The 24,562-nt window shown below is 71.1% G+C and carries 20 protein-coding genes; 19 read left to right on the top strand and 1 reads right to left on the bottom strand.

Going from position 1 to position 24,562, the window contains the following annotated elements:
* Positions 1-105 precede the first annotated feature (105 nt).
* The 8 genes from ABZ725_RS27780 (at position 106) to ABZ725_RS27745 (ending at position 9,997) form a co-directional block, all read left to right on the top strand.
* On the top strand, positions 106-1,503 hold the full coding sequence (locus ABZ725_RS27780) for a nitrate/nitrite transporter (RefSeq protein ID WP_358805262.1): 1,398 nt from the start codon (positions 106-108) through the stop codon (positions 1,501-1,503).
* A gap of 101 nt (positions 1,504-1,604) precedes the next feature.
* Complete coding sequence (locus ABZ725_RS27775; RefSeq protein ID WP_358805261.1) at positions 1,605-2,780, top strand: uroporphyrinogen-III synthase; 1,176 nt, start codon at positions 1,605-1,607, stop codon at positions 2,778-2,780.
* A gap of 204 nt (positions 2,781-2,984) precedes the next feature.
* Positions 2,985-3,563: an ABATE domain-containing protein gene (locus ABZ725_RS27770; RefSeq protein WP_358805260.1), complete on the top strand. Its 579-nt coding sequence runs from the start codon at positions 2,985-2,987 to the stop codon at positions 3,561-3,563.
* 318 nt (positions 3,564-3,881) lie between these two features.
* Positions 3,882-4,403, top strand: a complete 522-nt coding sequence (locus tag ABZ725_RS27765; protein ID WP_010039908.1) for a sigma-70 family RNA polymerase sigma factor — start codon at positions 3,882-3,884, stop codon at positions 4,401-4,403.
* 50 nt (positions 4,404-4,453) lie between these two features.
* The gene (locus tag ABZ725_RS27760; RefSeq protein WP_358805318.1) at positions 4,454-5,236 is read left to right on the top strand and encodes a zf-HC2 domain-containing protein; all 783 of its coding nucleotides are present in this window, start codon (positions 4,454-4,456) and stop codon (positions 5,234-5,236) included.
* Positions 5,237-5,305: 69 nt separating this feature from the next.
* Positions 5,306-7,678 carry a UvrD-helicase domain-containing protein gene (locus ABZ725_RS27755; protein WP_358805259.1) on the top strand — a complete coding sequence of 791 codons (2,373 nt, stop codon included), beginning with the start codon at positions 5,306-5,308 and terminating at the stop codon, positions 7,676-7,678.
* Positions 7,679-7,985: 307 nt separating this feature from the next.
* On the top strand, positions 7,986-9,404 hold the full coding sequence (locus tag ABZ725_RS27750) for an NAD-dependent malic enzyme (RefSeq protein WP_358805258.1): 1,419 nt from the start codon (positions 7,986-7,988) through the stop codon (positions 9,402-9,404).
* 311 nt (positions 9,405-9,715) lie between these two features.
* A complete protein-coding gene (locus ABZ725_RS27745; protein WP_004000874.1) occupies positions 9,716-9,997 on the top strand; it encodes an HU family DNA-binding protein in 282 nt (93 codons plus the stop codon).
* 137 nt (positions 9,998-10,134) lie between these two features.
* Here ABZ725_RS27745 and murA read toward each other — a convergent pair whose 3' ends face one another.
* Positions 10,135-11,481, bottom strand: a complete 1,347-nt coding sequence (gene murA, locus ABZ725_RS27740; RefSeq protein WP_351911813.1) for a UDP-N-acetylglucosamine 1-carboxyvinyltransferase — start codon at positions 11,479-11,481, stop codon at positions 10,135-10,137.
* A gap of 296 nt (positions 11,482-11,777) precedes the next feature.
* Between murA and ABZ725_RS27735 the strand changes: the two genes are divergently transcribed.
* From ABZ725_RS27735 to ABZ725_RS27685, 11 genes are all read left to right on the top strand, one after another.
* Positions 11,778-12,350, top strand: a complete 573-nt coding sequence (locus ABZ725_RS27735) for a YqgE/AlgH family protein (RefSeq protein ID WP_358805257.1) — start codon at positions 11,778-11,780, stop codon at positions 12,348-12,350.
* 53 nt (positions 12,351-12,403) lie between these two features.
* Positions 12,404-12,691, top strand: coding sequence for a DUF3039 domain-containing protein (locus tag ABZ725_RS27730; protein ID WP_351911809.1), 288 nt, complete (start codon positions 12,404-12,406; stop codon positions 12,689-12,691).
* 259 nt (positions 12,692-12,950) lie between these two features.
* Positions 12,951-14,246 (top strand): extracellular solute-binding protein, encoded by a 1,296-nt coding sequence (locus tag ABZ725_RS27725; protein ID WP_358805256.1) that lies wholly within the window; start codon positions 12,951-12,953, stop codon positions 14,244-14,246.
* 35 nt (positions 14,247-14,281) lie between these two features.
* Complete coding sequence (locus ABZ725_RS27720; protein ID WP_358805317.1) at positions 14,282-15,226, top strand: sugar ABC transporter permease; 945 nt, start codon at positions 14,282-14,284, stop codon at positions 15,224-15,226.
* Positions 15,223-16,047, top strand: a complete 825-nt coding sequence (locus ABZ725_RS27715; RefSeq protein WP_358805255.1) for a carbohydrate ABC transporter permease — start codon at positions 15,223-15,225, stop codon at positions 16,045-16,047. Before ABZ725_RS27720 ends, ABZ725_RS27715 begins: the two co-directional genes overlap by 4 nt.
* A 1-nt stretch (position 16,048) precedes the next feature.
* Complete coding sequence (locus tag ABZ725_RS27710) at positions 16,049-17,692, top strand: beta-N-acetylhexosaminidase (RefSeq protein WP_358805254.1); 1,644 nt, start codon at positions 16,049-16,051, stop codon at positions 17,690-17,692.
* Positions 17,693-17,929: 237 nt separating this feature from the next.
* Positions 17,930-18,823 (top strand): FAD binding domain-containing protein, encoded by an 894-nt coding sequence (locus ABZ725_RS27705; RefSeq protein WP_358805253.1) that lies wholly within the window; start codon positions 17,930-17,932, stop codon positions 18,821-18,823.
* Positions 18,820-20,595 (top strand): 2Fe-2S iron-sulfur cluster-binding protein, encoded by a 1,776-nt coding sequence (locus tag ABZ725_RS27700; protein ID WP_358805252.1) that lies wholly within the window; start codon positions 18,820-18,822, stop codon positions 20,593-20,595. Before ABZ725_RS27705 ends, ABZ725_RS27700 begins: the two co-directional genes overlap by 4 nt.
* Complete coding sequence (locus tag ABZ725_RS27695; protein WP_358805251.1) at positions 20,592-22,901, top strand: molybdopterin cofactor-binding domain-containing protein; 2,310 nt, start codon at positions 20,592-20,594, stop codon at positions 22,899-22,901. Before ABZ725_RS27700 ends, ABZ725_RS27695 begins: the two co-directional genes overlap by 4 nt.
* A complete protein-coding gene (locus ABZ725_RS27690) occupies positions 22,898-23,053 on the top strand; it encodes a hypothetical protein (protein ID WP_358805250.1) in 156 nt (51 codons plus the stop codon). The genes ABZ725_RS27695 and ABZ725_RS27690 overlap by 4 nt, the downstream gene beginning before the upstream one ends.
* A gap of 272 nt (positions 23,054-23,325) precedes the next feature.
* The gene (locus tag ABZ725_RS27685; protein WP_358805316.1) at positions 23,326-24,543 is read left to right on the top strand and encodes an SUKH-4 family immunity protein; all 1,218 of its coding nucleotides are present in this window, start codon (positions 23,326-23,328) and stop codon (positions 24,541-24,543) included.
* Positions 24,544-24,562 lie beyond the last annotated feature (19 nt).

Raw genomic sequence — 24,562 nt, 5'->3', positions numbered from 1 at the left:
CGGTCACCCACAGCCACAGCCCGGAAACGCGCCCTCCCTACCTTCGGGACTCATCACCGCTCATCCCCCCGAACCACCCGAGCCCCGGAGCACCGTGGAGGCGTCATGACAGCCCCGAGTACAGCCCCCGCACCCGCGTCGTCCCCGACGAAAAAGGGGAGCCGCTGGATCGAGGAGTGGGACCCGGAGAACGAGGCCTTCTGGAACGAGAAGGGCGAGAAGATCGCCCGTCGTAACCTCGTCTTCTCCGTCCTCTCCGAGCACATCGGATTCTCGATCTGGACCATGTGGTCCGTGCTGGTGCTCTTCATGGGCCCGGAGTACGGCCTCACCCCGGCCGACAAGTTCCTGCTGACGTCGATGGTGACGTTGGTCGGAGCGGTCGTCCGGGTGCCGTACACCTTCGCCGTCGCGGTCTTCGGCGGCCGGAACTGGACGATCGTCTCGGCAGCGCTGCTGCTGGTCCCCACGATCGCCGCGTTCACGGTGATGGAGCCGGGCACCTCCTTCAACACGTTCCTGCTGGTCGGCCTGCTCGCGGGCATCGGCGGCGGCAACTTCGCCTCCTCCATGACCAACATCAACGCCTTCTTCCCCCTCCGTAAGAAGGGCTGGGCGCTCGGCCTGAACGCGGGCGGCGGCAACATCGGCGTGCCGGTCCTCCAGCTCGCCGGCCTCGGCGTCATCGGCGCCAGCGGCGGTCCGCGCGTGCTGCTCGGGCTCTACATTCCGCTGATCGTGATCGCCGCGACCCTCGCCGCGCTGTTCATGGACAACCTGACGTCCGTGAAGAACGACACCGGCGCGGCGATCGACTCCGCGAAGGACGCCCACACCTGGATCATGTCCTTCCTCTACATCGGCACGTTCGGGTCGTTCATCGGCTACAGCTTCGCCTTCGGGCAGGTCCTGACGAACCAGTTCGGCCGGACGCCCCTCCAGGCGGCCTACCTCACCTTCATCGGCCCGCTGCTCGGCTCGCTGATCCGCCCCGTCGGCGGCTGGCTGGCCGACCGCTACGGCGGCGCCCGCATCACGCTCTACAACTACGTCGGCATGGCCGCCGCCACCGCGGTCCTGGTCTTCGCCAGCATGCAGAAGTCGCTGCCGCTGTTCGTCTCCGTCTTCGTGGTGCTGTTCGTGCTCACCGGCCTCGGCAACGGGTCGACGTACAAGATGATCCCCGGCATCTTCCAGGCGAAGGCCGTCGCCAAGGGTCTGGAGGGCGAGGAAGCGGCCGCCTACGGGCGGCGGCTCTCCGGGGCCTCCATGGGGCTCATCGGGGCGGTCGGCGCGCTCGGCGGCGTCGGCATCAACCTGGCCTTCCGGCAGTCCTTCCTCTCCTACGGCTCCGGAACCGGTGCGTTCGTCGCCTTCCTCGCCTTCTACGCGGCCTGCTTCGCGGTCACCTGGGCCGTATACCTTCGCCGCCCGGCGGGACGAGTGACGGCATCGAATTCCTCCTCCGAGGCGAAGCCGCAGCTCAGCTATGCCGAGGTGTGACGTAACACTGGCGACATGAAGCCGAACCGAGCCTGTCACGGACCGTTGACAGGCTCGTCGGCATGTAGGTGTTAATGCGACTCGAATGCGGAACGAGAGCTATGTACGAGGAACAGCAACAACCGGCCGTCAGCCCCCAGGGCGTCGTCGAGCACGGGCCCCTCGCGGGCTTCACCGTGGGCGTGACGGCCGCGCGCCGGGCCGAGGAGCTCGGCGTGCTGCTCCAGCGGCGCGGGGCGGCGGTGCTGCACGCGCCCGCCCTGCGGATCGTGCCGCTCGCGGACGACGGTGAGCTGCTCGCCGCCACCAAGGACCTCATCGACCAGGCTCCGGACGTCGTGGTCGCCACCACCGCCATCGGCTTCCGCGGCTGGGTCGAGGCCGCCGACGGCTGGGGGCTCGGCGAACAGCTGCTCGCCCGGCTCGGCGGCGTCGAGCTGCTGGCCCGCGGCCCCAAGGTCAAGGGCGCGGTGCGGGCCGCCGGGCTGACGGAGGAGTGGTCGCCGTCCAGTGAGTCCATGGCCGAGGTGCTCGACCGGCTCCTCGAGGAGGGCGTCGACGGGCGCCGGGTCGCCGTCCAGCTGCACGGCGAGCCGCTGCCGGGGTTCGTGGAGTCGCTCAGGGCCGCCGGCGCGGAGGTCGTCGGGGTGCCCGTCTACCGGTGGATGCCGCCGGAGGACATCGCGCCGCTCGACCGGCTCCTCGACGCCGCCGTCACCCGCGGACTGGACGCGATCACCTTCACCAGCGCGCCCGCGGCCGCCTCGCTCCTGTCCCGGGCGGAGGAGCGCGGGCTGCTGTCCGAGCTGCTCGCCGCCCTGCACCATGACGTCGTGCCGGCCTGCGTCGGCCCGGTCACCGCGCTGCCGCTGCAGGCGCGGGGCGTGGACACCGTCCAGCCGGAGCGGTTCCGGCTCGGGCCGCTCGTGCAGTTGCTGTGCAAGGAGCTGCCGGGGCGGGCCCGGGCGCTGCCGGTCGCCGGGCACCGGGTGGAGATCCGGGGGCATGCGGTGCTGGTGGACGGCTGTCTGAAGCCGGTGCCTCCGGCGGGGATGTCGTTGCTGCGGGCGTTGTCGCGGCGGCCGGGGTGGGTGGTGCCGCGGTCCGATCTGCTGCGGGCGCTGCCGGGGGCCGGGCGGGACGAGCATGCCGTCGAGACGGCGATGGCCCGGCTGCGGACGGCTCTTGGCGCGCCGAAGCTGATCCAGACGGTGGTCAAGCGGGGGTATCGGCTGGCGTTGGATCCGGCGGCCGATGCGAAGTACTCCGACGGTTAGGCGGGTTCTGGCCTCGCCGCCGCTTGCCGTCCCGCCGCTTGCCGTCCCGCCTCTTGTCGTCCCGTTGCTGGGGGCTCTGCCCCCAGACCCCCGTTCGCCCCGAAAGGGCCTCGTCCTCAAGCGCCGGACGGGCTATGAATCACCCACCTGCGCTGGCACTGTGAAGGGAACTGTTCTCCCGGACGACGCCCGAGGTGGTGGCGTATGGAGTTCCATGAGCTGCGGTTCGATGCCGGGCGGAGTTGTCTCGACCTGCTGGCGACCAGTCATCCCCATGAACACCTGGACGCCGTAGCGCCGTTGTGCGCCTGGATCCGTGGGTCCGGGCTGGTGCCGCCGGACACCCCGCTCGGGCACGCCGACGGGGCGTGGCCCGTGGCGTTTCGGGAACTGCGGCGCAACATCGGGCAATTGGTGCACGGGTGGGTCGTGCACCACGCCGTCGGGCCCTATGACCTCGCGCTGGCCCGGATCAACGACCTCGCCCGGGTCGCGCCCCCGACCCCCCGTGCCGTGCGCGGCGAAGACGGGGCGCTCGTGCGGGCTTTGGACCGTCCGCCCGGGTGCGCCGCCTTGCTTGCGGCCGTCGCGCGGGACACGGTGGAGCTGCTCACGGATCCCGTCGCCCGGGCGGACCTGAGGCAGTGCGCGGGGGACAACTGCCCGATCGTGTACCTGGACACCTCCCGGGGACGTCGTCGACGCTGGTGCTCCAGCGAGGTCTGCGGAAACCGGGAAAGGGTGGCTCGGCACCGGCGGCGGGCGGCGCTCACACACAGGTGAGGGGGCGTTATGTCCCTTCTGTGGAGCGGGCGTCGAAGTGATTTCGATTACACATCGTTTACTCGTGTCGGCCGTCGGGCAGTCGCCGTGATCTTGCCGGTGTGGCGGAAATGTAAAGAAAACGAGGTGGGAATGTGCCCCCATGTCCCCCTCGTCATGACACCCGGAAGAAAAGTGTCCCCATGGTTTGAACACTCAACACCCCGCTTGCGTACCCGTCGTCGAGCGACCGACTGGGGGAACCCCCGGACACCGGAGGTGGGCGTGCGCAAGGATGCGGCCGTGGCCAATGAACGTGGATCGAGGGCCCGACATCGCATGTCCCAGCCCTCGGAACCTGACGAGGAGCTGATGCGTGCTCTGTATCGGGAGCATGCCGGACCCCTGCTTGCGTATGTCCTGCGCCTGGTTGCCGGAGATCGGCAGCGTGCCGAGGACGTCGTGCAGGAGACGCTCATCCGTGCCTGGAAGAACGCCGGTCAGCTCAATCGAGCGACCGGATCGGTACGCCCCTGGCTGGTGACGGTCGCACGTCGCATCGTCATCGACGGCCACCGCAGCCGGCAGGCCCGGCCGCAGGAGGTCGACCCGTCGCCGCTGGAGGTCATTCCTGCGGAGGACGAGATCGACAAGGCGCTGTGGCTGATGACGCTGTCCGACGCGCTCGACGACCTGACCCCGGCCCACCGGGAGGTGCTCGTCGAGACGTACTTCAAGGGGCGTACCGTCAACGAGGCGGCCGAGACGCTGGGCATACCCAGCGGCACCGTGCGCTCACGGGTGTTCTACGCCCTGCGGTCGATGAAGCTGGCTCTGGAGGAGCGGGGGGTGACGGCGTGATGAGCGTATACGGGGGATTCGGAGCAGGTGGTTCGGGTATGTCTGGCCCCATGCAGGGATCAATGGGATCTCCGAGCCCGAGCGAGCACGAGACCGTCGGCGCCTACGCCCTCGGCATCCTCGACGACGCCGAGGCGACCGCCTTCGAGATGCACCTCGCCGGCTGCGAGTGGTGCGCTCAGCAACTCGACGAGCTCGCCGGCATGGAGCCCATGCTGGCCGCCCTCGCGGACCTGCCGGGCACCGGCACGCCCGCGATCGGCGAGTCCCTGTCCGCCCGTCCCAGCCCGCGCCTCGCGGAACGGCTGGTCGACGAGGTGTCGGACCGCCGCGCGCAGAAACGTCGCCGCTCCTTCTTCCTGGTCGCGGCCGCGGCCGCACTGATCATCGGCGGCCCGCTCACCGTGCTGGCGGCGACCGGCGGCGACAACGGCACCAAGGGCACCGAGGCGAGCGCCACCAAGTCGGCCAACTCCGCCAAGGACACCTTCGCGACCCTCACCGACCGGGTCTCCGCGACCGACTCCGCCTCCAAGGTCACGGCGACCGTCGCCATGGGCGAGAAGGCGTGGGGCACGGAGATCGGCGTCGAACTGAAGAACGTGACCGGTCCGGAGAAGTGCTCGCTCATCGCCGTCGGCAAGAACGGCGAGCGCGAGACGGTCTCCTCCTGGTCCGTTCCGGAGTGGGGCTACGGCATCGCCAACGCCAAAACCGAGCAGGCCAAGAACCCGCTCTACGTCGTCGGCGGCGCCGCATTCAGCGCCAATGAGATCGATCACTTCGAGGTCATGACCTTCGACGGCAAGAAGCTCGTCCAGATCGAGGCGTAGCGTACGTAGCTTTGCCGGGTCCCCTTCGCGTACGGTTGACGGCTGCCCAGCACGTCAGAAGGGGGCCCGGTGGCCGTACAGGCTCAGCAGGAATCCGCGGTCGGCGCCGCGTCCGACTCGGTCCGAGAGCGCGAGATCAGCGTCGAACAGGAACACCTGGATCAGGTGTACCGGCGTCTCGAGGAGAAGATCCACGAGGCCGAGTTCCTCATGAACGACGCGGCCAAGCGTGGCCAGGTCGGCACACCCGGCGCGCTCGCCGAACGGGACGCGCAGGTCTTCCGCGCAGGAGTCCACCTCAACCGGCTCAACAACGAGTTCGAGGACTTCTTGTTCGGGCGGATCGACCTCCTCCTCGGGAAGGACGGCAAGAAGGGCCCGGACGGCGCCTACACCGCCGTGGAGCCCGCGGAGGGGACCGTCAGGCCCGACAACACCGCCGACATCGCCGAAACCCTCCACATCGGCCGCATCGGCGTCCTCGACTCCGAGTACGCCCCGCTCGTCATCGACTGGCGGGCGCCCGCCGCCGCGCCCTTCTACCGCTCCACCCCGGTCGACCCGGGGCGCGTGGTGCGCCGTCGGGTGATCCGCTCCAAGGGGCGTCGCGTCCTCGGCGTCGAGGACGACCTGATGCGCCCCGAGCTGACGGCCCTCCTCGACGGCGAGGAACTGGCCGTCATCGGCGACGGCGCTCTCATGGCCGCCCTCGGGCAGGCCCGCAGCCACACCATGCGCGACATCGTCGCCTCCATCCAGGCCGAGCAGGACCTGGTCATCCGGGCCCCCGCCGCCTCCGTCACCTACGTCGAGGGCGGCCCGGGCACCGGGAAGACCGCCGTCGCCCTGCACCGGGCCGCCTATCTGCTCTACCAGGACCGACGCCGGTACGCGGGCGGCATCCTGATCGTCTCGCCCACGCCCCTGCTGGTCGCCTACACCGAGGGCGTGCTGCCCTCCCTCGGCGAGGAGGGCCAGGTCGCCATCCGCGCCATCGGCTCCCTCGTCGACGGCGCCGAGGCCACCCTGTACGACTCCCCGGCGGTGGCCCGGGCCAAGGGCTCGTACCGGATGCTGAAGGTGCTGCGGAAGGCCGCGCGCGGCGCGCTGGAGTCCGGCGGCAGCGGCAGTGGTAGGGGCGGTGGTCACGGTCAGCTGTCCTTCGGCGAGCCCGACGAGCCCGTCGCCCCGGTCGGCACCCCCACCCGGCTGCGGGTCGTCGCCTTCGGCCGTCGGCTGGAGCTGGAGGCCGCCGACCTGGACCGCGTCCGGCAGAGCGCCCTCAGCGGCACCGCCCCCGTCAACCTGCTGCGCCCCCGCGCCCGCAAGCTCCTCCTGGACGCCCTGTGGGACCGCTCCGGCGCGGCGGGCCGGCACTCCGACCCCGAGCTGGCCGCCGAACTGCGCTCGTCCTTCGACGAGGACGTGACCACCGAGGACGCGTTCATCGCCTTCCTCGACGCCTGGTGGCCCGAGCTGACCCCGCAGGCCGTCCTCACCGCCATGGCCGACGAGCGGCGGCTCGGCCGCTGGGCCCGGCGGATCCTCAACCCCGGCGAGGTCCGCCGGGTCGCCCGCTCCCTCAAGCGGGACGGCTGCTCCGTGCACGACATCGCCATGCTCGACGAGCTCCAGGCGATCGTCGGCACCCCGGCCCGCCCGCGCAAGCGGCGCGAGCTGGACCCGCTGGACCAGCTCACCGGCCTGGAGGAGCTGATGCCGGTGCGCGAGGAGTCCCAGCGCGAGCGCGCCGAGCGGCTCGCCCAGGAGCGCGTCGAGTACGCGCACGTCATCGTGGACGAGGCCCAGGACCTCACGCCGATGCAGTGGCGGATGGTCGGCCGCCGCGGCCGGCACGCCACCTGGACGGTGGTCGGCGACCCGGCCCAGTCCTCCTGGTCCGACCCCGACGAGGCGGCCGAGGCCCGTGACGAGGCTCTCGGCAGCCGCCCCCGCCGCCGCTTCCAGCTGACCGTGAACTACCGCAACCCGGCCGAGATCGCCGAGCTGGCCGCCAAGGTGCTGGCGCTGGCCATGCCCGGCGCCGAGTCCCCGTCGGCGGTCCGATCCACGGGCGTCGTCCCGCGCTTCACCGCCCTGCACGGCACCCTGGGCGCGACCGTCCGCGCGGAGGCCGAGCGGCTGCTGCAGCGGGTCGACGGCACCGTCGGCGTCGTCGTCGCCATGAACCGCCGCGAGGAGGCCCGCCGCTGGCTCACCGGCCTCGGCGACCGCGTGGTGGCCCTCGGCAGCCTGGAGGCCAAGGGCCTGGAGTACGACGCGACGGTCGTCGTCTCCCCGGCGGAGATCGCGGACGAGTCCCCGGCCGGGCTGCGCGTGCTGTACGTGGCCCTGACCCGGGCCACGCAGCAGCTGACGGTGGTCTCGGCGGACCGCGACGACCCGGACGCGAACGGAGTGCCCGACCTTCTCAGAGACTGATTCCTGTGAACTCCCCGGACGGGAATGGTGTTCGGGCATCCGTTTGTTAGCCTGGTCGTGACACCGGCTCGATCCAAGCCCCCGGGCCCAACCTTCGTCGCTACGAGCGACCACTTGCCGCGAGGCGAGCATGGCGGGTCGGTGTCATGAACGTCGGAGAGGCCCACATCACCCAGTGATGTGGGCCTCTCCCATGAAGTCATCGAGAACAAAACGATCGCAATCCGGGACGGCTTTCACGTACTCGTCGGTAGGTGCGACGATCGGACCGCAAACCCGCGACCCAGCAGTGCAGAGGAAGTCGGCCATGGCAACGGCGCCCAGCGTCTCCTACTCGATCACGGTCCGTCTGGAGGTGCCCGCCAGCGGAACGGCGGTCTCCCAGATCACCACGGCCGTGGAGTCCCACGGAGGCTCGGTGACCGGCCTCGACGTCACCGCGTCCGGCCACGAGAAGCTCCGCATCGACGTCACCATCGCCGCCACCTCCACCGCGCACGCCGACGAGATCGTCGAGCAGCTGCGCGGCATCGAGGGCGTCACCCTCGGCAAGGTCTCCGACCGTACGTTCCTGATGCACCTCGGCGGCAAGATCGAGATGCAGTCCAAGCACCCCATCCGCAACCGTGACGACCTCTCGATGATCTACACCCCCGGTGTGGCCCGGGTCTGCATGGCGATCGCCGAGAACCCCGAGGACGCCCGCCGCCTCACCATCAAGCGCAACTCCGTTGCGGTCGTGACGGACGGCTCGGCCGTGCTGGGCCTCGGCAACATCGGCCCGAAGGCCGCGCTGCCGGTCATGGAGGGCAAGGCGGCCCTCTTCAAGCGGTTCGCCGGCATCGACGCCTGGCCGCTGTGCCTGGACACCCAGGACACCGACGCGATCGTCGAGATCGTCAAGGCCATCGCCCCCGGCTTCGCGGGCATCAACCTCGAGGACATCTCCGCCCCCCGCTGCTTCGAGATCGAGGCCCGGCTGCGCGAGGCCCTCGACATCCCGGTCTTCCACGACGACCAGCACGGCACCGCGATCGTCGTCCTCGCCTCCCTCACGAACGCCCTGCGTGTCGTGGGCAAGGGCATAGGGGACGTACGGGTCGTCATGTCCGGCGCCGGCGCCGCCGGCACGGCCATCCTCAAGCTGCTGCTCGCGGCCGGCGTGAAGAACGCGGTCGTCGCCGACATCCACGGCGTCGTCCACGCGGACCGCGCCGACCTCGTCGACGCGGCCCAGGACTCGGCGCTGCGCTGGATCGCCGACAACACCAACCCCGAGGGCCTCACCGGCACCCTGAAGGAGGCCGTGCGCGGCGCCGACGTCTTCATCGGCGTCTCCGCCCCGAACGTGCTCGACGGCACCGACGTGGCCGCGATGGCCGAGGACGCGATCGTGTTCGCGCTCGCGAACCCGGACCCCGAGGTGGACCCGACGATCGCCCGTCAGACGGCCGCCGTCGTGGCCACCGGCCGCTCCGACTTCCCCAACCAGATCAACAACGTGCTGGTCTTCCCGGGTGTCTTCCGCGGCCTGCTGGACGCGCAGTCCCGCACGGTCAACACCGAGATGATGCTCGCGGCCGCGAAGGCCCTCGCGGAGGTCGTGAGCGACGACGAGCTCAACCCGAACTACATCATCCCGAGCGTCTTCAACGACAAGGTCGCGGGCGCGGTGGCGGGTGCGGTGCGGGACGCCGCGAAGGCGGCGGGCGCGTCGGCCTCGTAGGCTCTGTCGCGTAAGGTGCGGGGGCTGTGCGGCTGTGAGGATCGCCACGGTGGCCCCCGCAACGGCGCGTCGCGGAACCTCGTGCCGATCGCGGCCCTCTAGGGTTGCGCCGAGCTAAGCGTCCTTCGTGTGGCACCCATGTGACACACATGGGTTGTCTCACGCCTCCGTGCGGGTGCCGGATTGGCTTTCCCGCCGCAGGTAGGGGCAGGATGCGTCTCTGGGCGCGAGCACAACGACTTCGCTGTGCCCCACATGCGGCTCCGCCGCGTGGCACGCCTCAACGGCAAGAAGAACACGGGAGTAACAACATGAACCGCAGTGAGCTGGTGGCCGCGCTGGCCGACCGCGCCGAGGTGACCCGCAAGGACGCCGACGCAGTGCTGGCCGCGTTCGCCGAGGTCGTCGGCGACATCGTCTCCAAGGGCGACGAGAAGGTCACCATCCCCGGCTTCCTGACCTTCGAGCGCACCCACCGTGCCGCTCGCACCGCGCGCAACCCGCAGACCGGCGACCCGATCCAGATCCCGGCCGGCTACAGCGTGAAGGTCTCCGCGGGCTCGAAGCTCAAGGAAGCGGCCAAGGGTAAGTAAGCGCTCCGCTGAGAACGCGGTGAGCAATGCGAGGGGGGCGGCACCCGGATTCCGGGTGCCGCCCCCCTCGTGGTTGCGGTCAAGGACGGCCTCAAACGCCGGCCGGGCTGGATTTTGCCGGCCTGGGCTGAGGGGTACTACCCGAGTGCCTTGCCCGGGAGTTCGACCTTTGCGCCCAGTTCCACGAGCTTCTCCATGAAGTTCTCGTAGCCGCGGTTGATGAGGTCGATGCCGTGGACACGGGAGGTGCCCTGGGCCGCGAGGGCGGCGATCAGGTACGAGAAGCCGCCGCGGAGGTCGGGGATGACCAGATCCGCGCCCTGGAGCTTGGTGGGGCCCGACACGACCGCGGAGTGCAGGAAGTTGCGCTGTCCGAAGCGGCAGTCGGAGCTGCCGAGGCACTCGCGGTAGAGCTGGATGTGCGCGCCCATCTGGTTGAGCGCCGAGGTGAAGCCCAGCCGGGACTCGTAGACCGTCTCGTGGACGATCGACAGGCCCGTGGCCTGTGTGAGGGCGACGACCAGCGGCTGCTGCCAGTCCGTCTGGAAACCGGGGTGCACGTCCGTTTCGAGGGCGATGGACTTCAACTGGCCGCCCGGGTGCCAGAAGCGGATGCCCTCGTCGTCGATCTCGAACGCGCCGCCCACCTTGCGGTAGGTGTTCAGGAACGTCATCATCGAGCGCTGCTGGGCGCCGCGGACGTAGATGTTGCCTTCCGTCGCCAGCGCCGCGCTCGCCCAGGAGGCGGCCTCCAGACGGTCCGACAGGGCCGCGTGGTTGTAACCGCCGAGCTTGTCCACACCGGTGACGCGGATCGTGCGGTCGGTGTCCATCGCGATGATGGCGCCCATCTTCTGCAGCACGCAGATGAGGTCCTCGATCTCCGGCTCCACGGCCGCGTTCGAGAGCTCGGTGACGCCCTCCGCCAGGACCGCCGTCAGCAGCACCTGCTCGGTCGCGCCGACGGACGGGTACGGCAGCCGGATCTTCGTGCCGCGCAGCCGCCGCGGCGCCTCCAGGTACTGCCCGTCCGCCCGCTTCTCGATCGTCGCGCCGAACTGCCGCAGCACCTCGAAGTGGAAGTCGATGGGCCGGCCGCCGATGTCGCAGCCGCCGAGGCCGGGGATGAAGGCGTGGCCGAGACGGTGCAGCAGCGGACCGCACAGCAGGATCGGGATCCGGCTCGAGCCCGCGTGGGCGTCGATGTCGGCGACGTTGGCGCTCTCGACGTAGGTCGGGTCGAGCACCAGCTCGCCCGGCTCCTCGCCCGGACGGACCGTCACCCCGTGCAGTTGCAGCAGGCCGCGTACGACCCGCACGTCTCGGATGTCCGGAACGTTGCGCAGTCGACTCGGCTCACTGCCCAGCAGGGCGGCGACCATGGCCTTGGGTACGAGGTTCTTCGCACCGCGGACACGGATCTCGCCCTCGAGCGGGGTTCCGCCGTGGACAAGCAGTACGTCGTCAGAGCCGTTGACGGTCATGTATCTCGCGTTCCATGGATGGTGGATTGGGTGGGGACAGCGGCCATCGGGTCGGGGCAAGGGGCCAGAGGAGACAGAGTAATCGCCGTCGACCCCTGTCCCGTAAGCCCAAGGACCACCCAGCAACGTCATAGCTGTGTCACAACACGAACGGTTTCCCGGCGGGCACATGGGGTCACCGTCACGGGCCCGTTTCGTTCGTGCGCCCGGACCGCGTCCGTGCGCCCGACCTGCCCCTGCTCCCGGAGCCCCGATTGCCTCCCCCATTCACGGGAAGATGCGGGATCATGTCTGGCATGACCGAGGTGTCCTCGCTCACAGGGCGGCTGCTCGTGGCAACGCCCGCCCTGGCGGACCCGAACTTCGACCGTGCGGTGGTGCTCCTTCTCGACCACGACGAGGAGGGCTCCCTAGGTGTCGTCCTCAACCGGCCCACCCCGGTGGGCGTGAGCGACATCCTGGAGGGCTGGGCGGACCTCACCGGTGAGCCCGGCGTCGTCTTCCAGGGCGGCCCGGTGTCCCTCGACTCCGCCCTCGGGGTCGCCGTCATTCCGGGCGGCACGGGCGTCGACGGCGCTCCGCTCGGCTGGCGCCGGGTGCACGGCGCCATCGGGCTCGTCGACCTGGAGGCCCCGCCGGAACTCCTCGCCTCGGCCCTCGGCTCCCTGCGGATCTTCGCCGGGTACGCCGGCTGGGGGCCCGGCCAGCTGGAGGACGAGCTGGTGGAGGGCGCCTGGTACGTCGTGGAGTCCGAGCCGGGCGACGTCTCCTCGCCGTCCCCGGAGAGACTCTGGCGGGAGGTGCTGCGCCGCCAGCGCAGCGAGCTGGCGATGGTGGCGACATATCCGGACGACGCCTCGCTCAACTGACGCACGTGTGATGCGCGTGAGCTTCGCTGCTCGGCTTCAGTACCCTTGGCGGTATGAGCACTCTTGAGCCCGAGCGCGGGACTGGTACGGGGACCCTCGTAGAGCCGACGCCGCAGGTGTCGCACGGCGACGGGGACCATGAGCGCTACGCCCACTACGTCCAGAAGGACAAGATCATGGCGAGCGCCCTCGACGGGACGCCCGTCGTGGCGCTGTGCGGCAAGGTCTGGGTGCCCGGCCGCGACCCGAAGAAGTACCCCGTGTGCCCCATGTGCAAGGAGATCTTCGAGTCCATGGCCGGCGGCGGCGACGACAAGGGCAAGGGCGGCGACAAGAAGTAGTCGGCCTGAAGCAGTCGGCTCACCTCGGCTGCCACGGCTGCCTCGGCTTACCTTTCCGAAGGCCCTCGGGGCGCGTTTCGGCGCGCTTCGGGGGCCTTTGGCGTGTTTGGTGGGGCGCTTGCCGTTGCACGGGATGCGTCAAGTGGTCACAGAGTGGTTGAGACCTCTTGTCGACGTGTTCATGTAGTCCCTAGATTCCGGTGTGTTGTGCAGAGCAAAACAGCCATTGCATATGTTGCAACGCTCGGAGGATCGCTCCATGAAGCTCCCCACCAGACTGGCCGTGCTCGCGGCCGCCGCCCTGGTCGCCACCGCATGTGCCCCCCAGACGTCCGACAACTCCTCTTCCGACACCGACGCGAAGACGGGCACCCTGCGTGTCTGGCTCTTCCAGGAGGTCGGCAACAAGCCGAAGGAACAGGTCGTCGACTCCGTCGTCACCGCCTTCGAGAAGGCCCACAAGGGCACGAAGGTCGCCGTCGAGTACATCCCGATCGACACCCGCGCCCAGCGCGTCAAGGCTGCCTTCAACGACCCGAAGTCGGCCCCCGACGTCATGGAGTACGGCAACACCGACACGGCCGGATACGTCCATGACGGCGGACTCCTCGACGTCACGAAGGACTTCGGCGACTGGAGCGAGACCAAGGACACCGACCCCACCGCCAAACAGTCCGTCACCGTCGACGGCAAGCTCTACGGCGCCCCCTTCTACGTCGGCGTCCGCGCCCTCTACTACCGCACGGACGTCTTCGAGGAACTCGGTCTGACGGTCCCGAAGACCATGGCCGAGCTGGCGACGACCGCCCGCAGGATCCGCGCCGCCAAGCCCGACCTGTACGGACTGGTCGTCGGCGGGGCCTACACCTACGGCGCGATGCCCTTCGTCTGGGCCAACGGCGGCGAGCTCGCCAACGGCAAGAGCGGCTCGTACGCCTCCGCCATCGACAGCGCGGCCGCCCAGAAGGGCATCACCGCGTACACCTCGCTCTTCTCCGACGACAACTGCCCCGCCGCCAAGTGCGCGGGCATGGGCGGCAACGACAGCGTCACCGCGTTCGCGGCCGGCAAGGCGGGCATGGTCATCGGCGGCGACTTCAGCCACACGGCCGTGGAGGCGGGCGCGGTGAAGGGCAAGTACGCCGTCGTGCCGCTGCCGGGTGTGACGTCCGGCTCGATCGCTCCGGCGTTCGCGGGCGGCAACAACATCGGCGTGCTGAAGAGCACGACCCACCGCACGCTCGCCGTCCAGCTGATGGAGGCCCTCGCCGGCAAGAAGACGCAGGCCTCGCTGTTCGACGCGATGGGCTTCCTGCCCACCTTCACGGACGTCCGGGACGCCGCCGCCGCGAAGGAGCCGTTCGTGAAGCCGTTCGTGCAGACGCTGGCCGCCGGCACCAAGTTCGTGCCCGCGTCGCCCGCTTGGTCGCAGATCGACTCCCAGCTGGTCGTGCCGACCATGTTCCAGGAGGTCATCAGCGGCAAGAAGGACGTGGCGGGGGCTTCGACGGAGGCGGCGAAGAAGATGGACGCGGCGTTCGGCTCCATCGGGTGACGCCTCTTGACTCGGGGCTTGCGGCGCGTGGGCGACTGCGGGCCGGCCGTGGCTGGTCGCGCCCACGCGGCGGTAGCCGCAAATTCAGTACAGCCCCGCGCCCCTTGGCAGGCTCCAGCACTCCTTGGCTCTATCTGGCCCCCGCTCTTGTCGTCCTTGCCGCGCTTCTCGCCTATCCCGTCTATCAGCTCGGGCTGATCTCCCTCTTCCGTTACACCCAGGCGCAGGTCAGCGGTGGGCAGCCGACCGTGTTCCGGGGGTTCGGGAACTACGCCGACGTGTTCTCGGACGATCAGTTCTGGCAGGTGCTTCTCTCGACGGTCGGGTTCGCGGCCGCCTGCGTCGTCTCCACGCTCGCCGTCGGCTGCGCGCTCGCCGTGCTGCTCACGCGCGTGCGTGCCGTGCCCCGGCTCGCGCTGATGCTGGCCGCGCTGGGCGCCTGGGCGACGCCGGCGGTCACCGGCTCCACGGTGTGGCTGCTGCTGTTCGACCCCGACTTCGGCCCGGTCAACCGGCTGTTGGGGCTCGGTGACCACTCCTGGACGTACGGTCGCTACAGCGCCTTCCTCCTGGTGCTCCTCGAAGTGGTGTGGTGCTCCTTTCCGTTCGTGATGGTCACGGTCTACGCCGGGATCCGCGCCGTCCCGTCGGAGGTGCTGGAGGCCGCCGAGCTGGACGGCGCCTCGCAGTGGCGGGTCTGGCGGTCCGTGCTGGCCCCGATGCTCCGGCCGATCCTCGTGGTCGTCACCATCCAGTCGGTCATCTGGGACTTCAAGGTCTTCACCCAGATCTATGTGATGACGAACGGCGGCGGCATCGCCGGGCAGAACCTCGTCCTGAACGTCTACGCCTACCAACAGGCCTTCGCGTCCTCGCAGTACGGCCTCGGCGCGGCGATCGGCGTCGTGATGCTGCTGATCCTGCTCGCCGTCACCCTGATCTACCTGCGGCTGCTGCGGCGGCAGGGGGAGGAACTGTGACCCGTTCCCGGCGATGGCTCTCCGACGCGGCGGCGCTGCTCGTCGCCGTCGTGGTCGCCTTCCCGCTCTACTGGATGGTGCTGAGCGCCTTCAAACCGGCCGGGGAGATCGAGTCCAGCGAGCCCCGGCCATGGACCCTGACGCCCTCTCTGGATTCTTTCCGGCGCGTGTTCGGACAGCAGGAATTCGGTCGCTACTTCCTCAACAGCCTTGTCGTGGCGTGCGTGGTGGTGATCGTCTCCGGGGTGATCGCGTTTCTCGCCGCGACCGCCGTGACCCGATTCCGGTTCCGCTTCCGGACCACCTTGCTGATCATGTTCCTGGTGGCCCAGATGGTGCCCGTGGAGGCGCTGACGATCCCCTTGTTCTTCCTCATGCGGGACTTCGGCCAGTTGAACACCCTGGGGTCGCTGATCCTGCCGCACATCGCCTTCTCGCTGCCCTTCGCGATCTGGATGCTGAGGGGGTTCGTGAAAGCGGTTCCGGAGGCGCTGGAGGAGGCCGCGTACCTCGACGGGGCGAGCCGTACCCGCTTTCTGTGGCAGATCCTTTTTCCGCTCGTCCTGCCGGGGCTGGTGGCCACGAGCGTGTTTTCCTTCATCTCCGCGTGGAACGACTTCCTCTTCGCCAAGTCCTTCATCATCAGCGACACCTCGCAGTCGACGCTGCCGATGGCCCTGCTGGTCTTCTACAAGCCGGACGATCCCGACTGGGGCGGTGTGATGGCCGGCTCCACGGTGATGACGATTCCGGTGCTGGTGTTCTTCGTACTCGTACAGCGACGACTGGTCTCCGGGCTGGGCGGAGCGGTTAAGGACTGACGTGACTTCGACGACCGGACTGATTCCGGCGCCCGCGACACTGCGGGACCTGCCCTCCGTGGGCGGCTTCGTGCTCGACGAGACCACGGTGATCGACGCCGGGCCCGGCACGGAGGCGACCGCCAGCTGGCTGCGCGGCGCCCTCGGCGCGGCGACGGGCCTCGCGCTGCCACCGGGCGCGGGGGACGACGGCGAGACCGTCCGGCTGCGGATCCAGCCGGAGGACGCCGGCCACCTCGGCCCGGAGGGCTACAAGCTGTATGTCAACGGCGACGACATCACCCTGCACGGGGGCGGCCCCGCAGGGGTGTTCTGGGCCGCCCAGACGCTCCGTCAACTGCTCGGCCCCGACGCCTTCCGGCGTGCCCCCGTGGCCCCCGGCAGGCAGTGGCTCGTGCCCGGGACCTTCGTCGAGGACACGCCCCGTTTCGGCTGGCGCGGCCTCATGCTCGACGTGGCCCGGCACTTCATGCCCAAGGAAGGCGTTCTGCGCTACCTGGATCTGATGGCGGCGCACAAACTCAACGTCTTCCACTTCCATCTGACGGACGATCAGGGCTGGCGGATCGAGATCAAGAGGCACCCCCGGCTGACCGAGGTCGGTTCCTGGCGGGCGCGCACGAAATTCGGCCATCGCGCCTCACCGCTGTGGGACGAGAAGCCGCACGGTGGCTACTACACGCAGGACGACATCCGGGAGATCGTCGCCTACGCCGCCGAGCGGCATATCGCCGTCGTCCCCGAAATCGATCTGCCCGGCCACTCGCAGGCCGCGATCGCCGCGTACCCGGAACTCGGCAACACCGACGTCATCGACACCTCGGTCCTCTCCGTGTGGGACACCTGGGGGATCAATCCCAACGTACTCGCCCCCACCGACAACACCCTGCGCTTCTACGAGGGGGTCTTCGAGGAACTGCTGGAGCTGTTCCCCTCGGAGTTCATTCATGTCGGGGGTGACGAATGTCCCAAGGACCAGTGGCGGCAGTCGCCGACCGCGCAGGCGCGCATCAGGGAACTCGGACTCGCGGACGAGGACCAGCTGCAGTCCTGGTTCATCGGCCACTTCGACAAGTGGCTCTCCGCGCGCGGGCGCAGGCTCATCGGCTGGGACGAGATCCTGGAGGGCGGGCTCGCGGAGGGCGCGGCCGTGTCGTCCTGGCGTGGGTACGCGGGCGGGATCGCCGCCGCGCGGGCCGGGCACGACGTCGTGATGTGCCCCGAGCAGCAGGTCTACCTGGACCACCGGCAGGCGCCCGGCGAGGACGAGCCCGTGCCGATCGGCTTCGTGCGCACCCTGGAGGACGTCTACCGGTTCGAGCCCGTTCCCGCGGAGTTGACGTCGGAGGAGGCGCGGCACGTGCTCGGCGCGCAGGCCAACCTGTGGACCGAGGTGATGGAGGACCCCGCGCGCGTGGACTACCAGGCCTTCCCGCGGCTCGCCGCCTTCGCCGAGGTCGCCTGGAGTTCCCTGCCGGCCGGGCGGGACCGGGACTTCGCCGACTTCGAGCGACGGATGGAGGCGCACTACGGGCGACTTGACGCGTCGGGCGTCGGCTACCGTCCGCCGGCCGGGCCCCGGCCGTGGCAGCGGCGGCCCGGTGTCCTCGGGCGTCCGATCGACGGTCCGCCCCCGAACCGGTGATACCGCGCGTCACGGAAAAACCCCGGCAGGATCACCGAAGAGTGGCAATTCACGCGCACCGGTGATGCCGTGCGAAAACGGACCATCTCCACGGTGAGGTGGGCGAATGCCTCCTAGCGGACCCCCGCGTTCGGGTGTTGCGAAGATGTGCCAGAGTTGCCACGTCCGCCCTGTCAGCACGTACCGTACGGCAACACAGGTGGGACCAGGTGGGGCAGCGGGAAGGGGCAGCCGGTTTTGAGCACGCACGCACCGCAGGCGGCGCAGGCCGTCACGCTGCCCACGTCGCTGGACGAGGCCGTGGCGGCGCTCGCGGCCATGCCCGCAGCCGTGCCGGTGGCCGGCGGCACGGACCTGATGGCCGCCGTCAACTCCGGGCAGCTCAGGCCCGCCGGGCTGGTCGGCCTCGGCCGGATCAGCGAGATCCGCGGCTGGCAGTACCAGGACGGCCACGCGCTGCTCGGCGCCGGACTCACCCACGCGCGCATGGGCCGCCCCGACTTCGCCGCGCTCATCCCGGCGCTCGCCGCCGCCGCGCGCGCCGCGGGCCCGCCGCAGATCCGCAACGCGGGCACCCTGGGCGGCAACATCGCCTCGGCGGCTCCCACGGGCGACGCGCTGCCCGTGCTGGCCGCGCTGGAGGCCACCCTGATCATCGCGGGCCAGGGCGGAGCCCGCCGGGAGATCCCGGTGTCGCACCTGCTGGCCGGCATGGAGATGCTGCGCGGCGGCGAACTCATCGGGTACGTGCGCGTGCCGCTGCTGCACGCCCCGCAGGTCTTCCTGAAGGCCACCGGCCGCACCGGACCGGGCCGTGCGGTGGCCTCCGTGGCGCTGGTCCTCGACCCCGCCCGGCGCGGCGTGAGATGCGCCGTCGGAGCCATAGCGCCGATGCCGCTGCGGCCCCTGGAGGCCGAGCAGTGGGTCGCCCGGCTGATCGACTGGGACAACAACCGCACGATCGTCCCGGAGGCGCTGACCGCCTTCGGGGAGTACGTCGCAGCCGCCTGCATCCCCGACCCGGTGCCGGGCGTGGACGGCTCCGTACCGGAACTTCCGCCTGCCGTACTGCACCTGCGGCGCACCGTCGCCGCGCTGGCCCGACGAGCACTGGGGAGGGCGCTGTCGTGACCGACGACCAGCACGGACCCGGACACGGACAGGACACCGGGCAGGAGCAGGGCGCTCCGCAGGGCGGCGGCCGCTGGGACCCGCTGCCCCAAGGGGACTACGACGACGGCGCGACCGCCTTCGTGAAGCTCCCCGAAGGCGGCATCGACGCCCTGCTGGCCGCCCGCGGCGCCGACCCGCTCGCCGCGCCGGGCCACGGGTACGTGCCGCCGCAGATAGCGGTCGCGCCCCCGACGGACGACGCCACGACCTGGGCGGCCCCGCCCGGCGGCACCGACTGGCCCGCCCCGCAGGGCACCCCGCAGACGGTGGGCGACGACCGGTTCTCGTACCACCCGGGCTCGACCGGCCAGTGGTCCTTCGACGACAACTCGGCGGTCCAGGGCGCACCGCAGCCCGCCCCCGGCCACGATGTGACCGGCCAGTGGTCGATCCCCGTCGCGGGCGGCGACCTTCCGGACGAATCGGGCGAGTTCACCACATCGGCCCTGGTCGAACAGTGGGGCGGCACGCCCCCGGCCACCCTGCCCGGCGGCGCGCCCGCGCCCTGGGCCACGGGCACGACCGACACGACCGGCACGGCGAACCAGGCATGGGGCCGGCCCACGGACCAGACCGACATGGCGGCGCGACCGGCGACGGACACGCCCCCGTACGGACTCGCGCCCCAGCACACGCCCGCGCACGGGACGGGCTACGCGCCGGAGCACGACACGCCGGCCGCCGACCACGACCGGCGCCACCCCGCGCCCGACTACACCGGCCACCCCGAGCACCACGCCCACCCCGGCGAGACGTTCGCCCCGGACGGCCCGGCCGCCCCGGAGGTCTCCGCCGAGGCGTACACGGTGTCCCCGAACAGCCCCGCGGAGGCCGCTCGGCGGGCCGCTGGGGCCGACGGGGCGACCGAGGGGCCCGGAGGCCCGGAGCGCGCCCACGAGGCCGCCCACGGCCCCGCTGGGCCGCCCGCCGAACCCGCCGCCGCGCACGGAGACCTCCGAGACCCGGCGGACACGCCCGACGACGAGCCGTCCGAAGGCGGGACGGCGCCCGAGGCGGACGCGGAGGCGGATCAGGCGGACGCCCCCGAGACCGCCGACACGCCCGGCGACGCCCCGTCGCCGTTCCACGAGGAACACCCCCTCGCGGCCTACGTGCTGCGCGTCAACGGCTCCGACCGCCCCGTCACCGACGCCTGGATCGGCGAGTCGCTGCTCTACGTCCTGCGCGAGCGCCTCGGCCTCGCCGGCGCCAAGGACGGCTGCTCACAGGGCGAGTGCGGAGCCTGCAACGTCCAGGTCGACGGCCGGCTCGTCGCCTCCTGCCTGGTCCCGGCCGTCACCACCGCCGGCAGCGAGATCCGCACCGTCGAGGGCCTGGCCGTCGACGGCCGGCCCTCGGACGTGCAGCGGGCCCTCGCCAAGTGCGGGGCCGTGCAGTGCGGGTTCTGCGTGCCCGGCATGGCGATGACCGTGCACGACCTGCTCGAGGGCAACCCGGCGCCGACCGAGCTGGAGACCCGCCAGGCCCTGTGCGGCAACCTGTGTCGCTGCTCCGGCTACCGGGGCGTCCTGCGGGCCGTCAAGGACGTCGTCGCCGAACGCGAGGCGCACGCCGAGGCCGAGTCGAACGGGGACGAGGCCCGCATTCCCCACCAGGCCGGACCGGGTGCGGGCGGCGTCCACGCGTCGGCGTTCGAGAACCCGGCACAGCCCCACCCGCATGACCCGGCATACGGCCAGGGCCAGGGCCAGGACGGAGGCCAGGCGTGAGCAACGAAGCAGCCACCGCGACGACCCCCGCGGAGGCGGCCCCCGCCTCCGAGTCGATCCCGCACGGCCTCGGCGCGTCCCTGCAGCCCGCCGACGCGCGCGCCAAGACGGAGGGCACCTTCCCCTACGCGGCCGACCTGTGGGCCGAGGGCCTGCTGTGGGCGGCCGTGCTGCGCTCACCGCACCCGCACGCGCGCATCGTGTCCATCGACACGTCCCACGCGCGTGAGATGCCCGGCGTGCAGGCCGTCATCACCCACGAGGACGTCCCCGGGCGCGCGTTGCACGGTCGCGGCAAGGCCGACCGGCCGGTGTTCGCCTCCGAGGTCGTACGCCACCACGGCGAGCCCATCGCCGCCGTCGCCGCCGACCACCCGGACACCGCGCGGATGGCCGCCGCGGCCGTCATCGTCGAGTACGAGGTGCTCGACCCGGTGATCGACCCAGAGCAGGCCTTCGAAGCGGAGCCCCTGCACCCCGACGGCAACCTGATCCGGCACATCCCGCTGCACCACGGCGACCCGGCCGCGGCCGGCGAGATCATCGTCGAGGGCCAGTACCGGATCGGCCGAGCCGACCCCGCCCCGATCGGCGCCGAGGCCGGCCTCGCCGTGCCCCGTCCCGACGGCGGCGTGGAGCTCTACCTGGCCTCCACCGACCCGCACACCGACCGGGACACGGCCGCCGCCTGCTACGGCCTCGAACCCGAACGAGTGAAGATCGTCGTCACCGGAGTGCCCGGCGCCACCGCCGACCGCGAGGACCAGGGTTTCCAGCTCCCGCTCGGCCTGCTCGCCCTGAAGACCGGCTGCCCGGTGAAACTGACGGCCACGCGCGAGGAGTCGTTCCTCGGCCACGCCCACCGGCATCCCACCCTGCTGCGCTACCGCCACCACGCGGACGCCGAGGGCCGACTGGTGAAGGTCGAGGCGCAGATCCTGCTGGACGCGGGCGCCTACGCCGACACCTCCGCCGAGGCCCTGGCCGCCGCCGTCTCCTTCGCCTGCGGCCCCTATGTCGTCCCGAACGCCTTCATCGAGGGCTGGGCGGTCCGTACGAACAACCCGCCGTCGGGCCATGTGCGCGGCGAGGGCGCGATGCAGGTGTGCGCCGCCTACGAGGCGCAGATGGACAAGCTGGCGAAGAAGCTCGGCGTCGACCCGGCGGAGCTGCGGCTGCGCAACGTCATGGCCACCGGCGACGTCCTGCCGACCGGCCAGACCGTGACCTGCCCGGCCCCCGTCGCCGAACTCCTCCAGGCCGTCCAGGAGTTCCCGCTCCCGGCACTGCCCAAGGACACGCCCGAGGACGACTGGCTGCTGCCCGGCGGCCCCGAGGGCGCGGGCGAACCGGGCGCGGTGCGCCGGGGCGTGGGCTACGGCCTCGGCATGGTGCACATGCTGGGCGCGGAGGGCGCGGACGAGGTCTCCACGGCGACCGTCAAGGTCCAGGACGGCATCGCCACGGTCCTGTGCGCGGCGGTCGAGACGGGGCAGGGCTTCACGACGCTCGCCCGCCAGATCGTCCAGGAGACGCTCGGCGTCGACGAGGTGCACGTGGCGCCCGTGGACACCGACCAGCCCCCCGCGGGCCCCGGCTGCCGCGGCCGCCACACCTGGGTCTCCGGCGGCGCGGTGGAACGTGCGGCGAAGATGGTCCGCACCCAGCTCCTGCAGCCCCTGGCGCACAAGTTCGGCATGTCCACGGAGCTGCTCCAGATCACCGACGGCAAGATCACCTCGTACGACGGCGTCCTGTCGACGACCGTCACGGAGGAGATGCACGGCAAGGAGCTGTGGGCGACGGCACAGTGCCGCCCGCACCCGACCGAGCCACTGGACGCGGCCGGCCAGGGCGACGCCTTCGTCGGCCTCGCGTTCTGCGCGATCCGCGCGGTCGTCGACGTCGACATCGAGCTCGGCTCGGTACGCGTCGTGGAACTCGCCGTCGCCCAGGACGTCGGCCGGATCCTCAACCCCGCGCAGCTCACCGCCCGCATCGAGGCGGGCGTGACACAGGGCGTCGGCATCGCCCTCACCGAGAACCTCCGCACCCCGAGAGGCCTGATCCGCCACCCCGACCTCACCGGCTACGCGCTGCCCACGGCCCTGGACGCCCCGGACATCCAGATCGTCAAACTGGTCGAGGAGCGGGACGTCGTCGCGCCGTTCGGGGCGAAGGCCGCCAGCGCGGTCCCGGTGGTGACCTCGCCGGCGGCGATCGCCTCCGCCGTACGGGCCGCGACGGGCCGCCCGGTGAACCGGCTGCCGATAAGGCCCCAGGCCGCGGTGGTGACGGACCGGTGAGCGAGCGGGATCCGGCTCCGGTTCCGGCGGCGTCGGATCCGGCCGCCCGGCAGTACGAGCCCCCGCCGAGCGTGGGCAAGTTGCTGGGCTGGATCCTGCTGTTCGTGGTGGCGGCGGTGGTCGTGGTACTCGGCGGCGTCTACCTGACCTGAGACGTCATCTGAGACCTCACCTGAGTCGTTGCCTGAGTCGCCGAGGGAACGCGTGAGGGTGTTCTGACGTCTGTCAGTGTGTGGGACCGGCGTCCGGCGTCCCGTGTGCTGGGTGTTGTCGCTGGTCGGGGCCGTTGTCAGTGGTGCCGCGTAGGCTGCGGAGCAGTGGGACGGCGCACGCAACTTTCCGCACGGGGGACCCGATGAGCACGACCAGGACCACCACCGCCACGACCAGGACCACCATCGCCAGGACGACGACGGCCACCGCCATGACGACGATCACCTTCACCGAGGACGAGCTGAACCCGTACATCACGCACGCGCCGACGCGCCGCTGGCTGACCGGCCCCGGCCTGCCGGCCCTGCCCGGCGACGGCGCTCTGATGACGTTCGAGGCACTGCGCACGGACGGGCTGCGCACGGTCGCGGACTCCACGGGCGACCCCGAAGGCCTCCTGGCGGCCGAGCTGCGCGACCGGCTGGTCATAGGCGGAATCCTGGGCGCCGACGGCCGGGAGACGGAGTCGGTCCTGCTCGACGGGATGACGGGCGAGATCTCGACGACGTACTTCCTGCACGACCGCCCCGGCCTGATGGACACCCGCCCGCTCGCCCCCTCCCTGGAGAAGCTGGTCCGCTACGCGACCGCGGTGGACGAACTGGCGGCCCTGCGCGGCCAGTTCGCCTCCTACGCGGGCCGCCTCGGACCGAAGGCGGTGGCGGAGGCGACCCGTCAGCTGCTCGCCGTCTTCGAGGAGGCTGCGGAGGCCGCGGAGAGCGCGGAGACCGCGGCGGCGGACCGGGAGGGCGACTCGGGCCTCTTCTGGAAGCTGGCCGCGGTGATCCGCCCGCTGGCGCTGGTGGCCGGCCCGGGCACGGCCTCCGGCCTGGCGCTGGACCTCCCGGTCCGCCTGCTGGACGAGGAGTTCGGCTCCGGCGAGATCGTCCGCTTCGAGGACGTGGACTTCCCCAACGCGCTCACGCACGCCCCGACCCGCCGCTTCCTGCGCGAGACGGGCCTGCCGGAGGAGGTCGTCTGGTTCTCGCTGGAGACCGACATGCCGCTGCAGACCCTCGCCGAGTACTGCGAGGACGACCGCGGCGGCGTCCTCACCGAGCAGCGGCTCCCGGCGAACGCCGACCGCCTGATCCGCCTCGGCCACCTCCTGGAGGACACCAGCCTGGTCGTCGACGGCGCCACGGGCGCGGTGCTGAGCTGGAGCGAACCGGACCTCGGTCTGCGCCCGCTCAACGCCGACATCTCCACCCTGGCGTTCACCCTCTGGCTGATACGCCGCGAGCGGGCGCTGGACGCGGTGCACGAGCTGACCGAGGCCTACGACCAGCTCGCCGAGACGATGTCCCGCACCCTGGCCGCGGTCGACCCGGTCGCCTGCGACCCGACCCCGAACAACCCCGCGGACGACGGCTGGCGCTACTGGCCGGGGATGTTCGAGGACGAGGCGGGCGGCGGGCTGTATGCCTAGCGGCGCCTGGAGATGCGCC

It is taken from the genome of Streptomyces sp. NPDC006872, from assembly GCF_040635845.1.
Taxonomy (GTDB): domain Bacteria; phylum Actinomycetota; class Actinomycetes; order Streptomycetales; family Streptomycetaceae; genus Streptomyces.
This window is presented reverse-complemented; position numbering and strand designations above follow the sequence as displayed.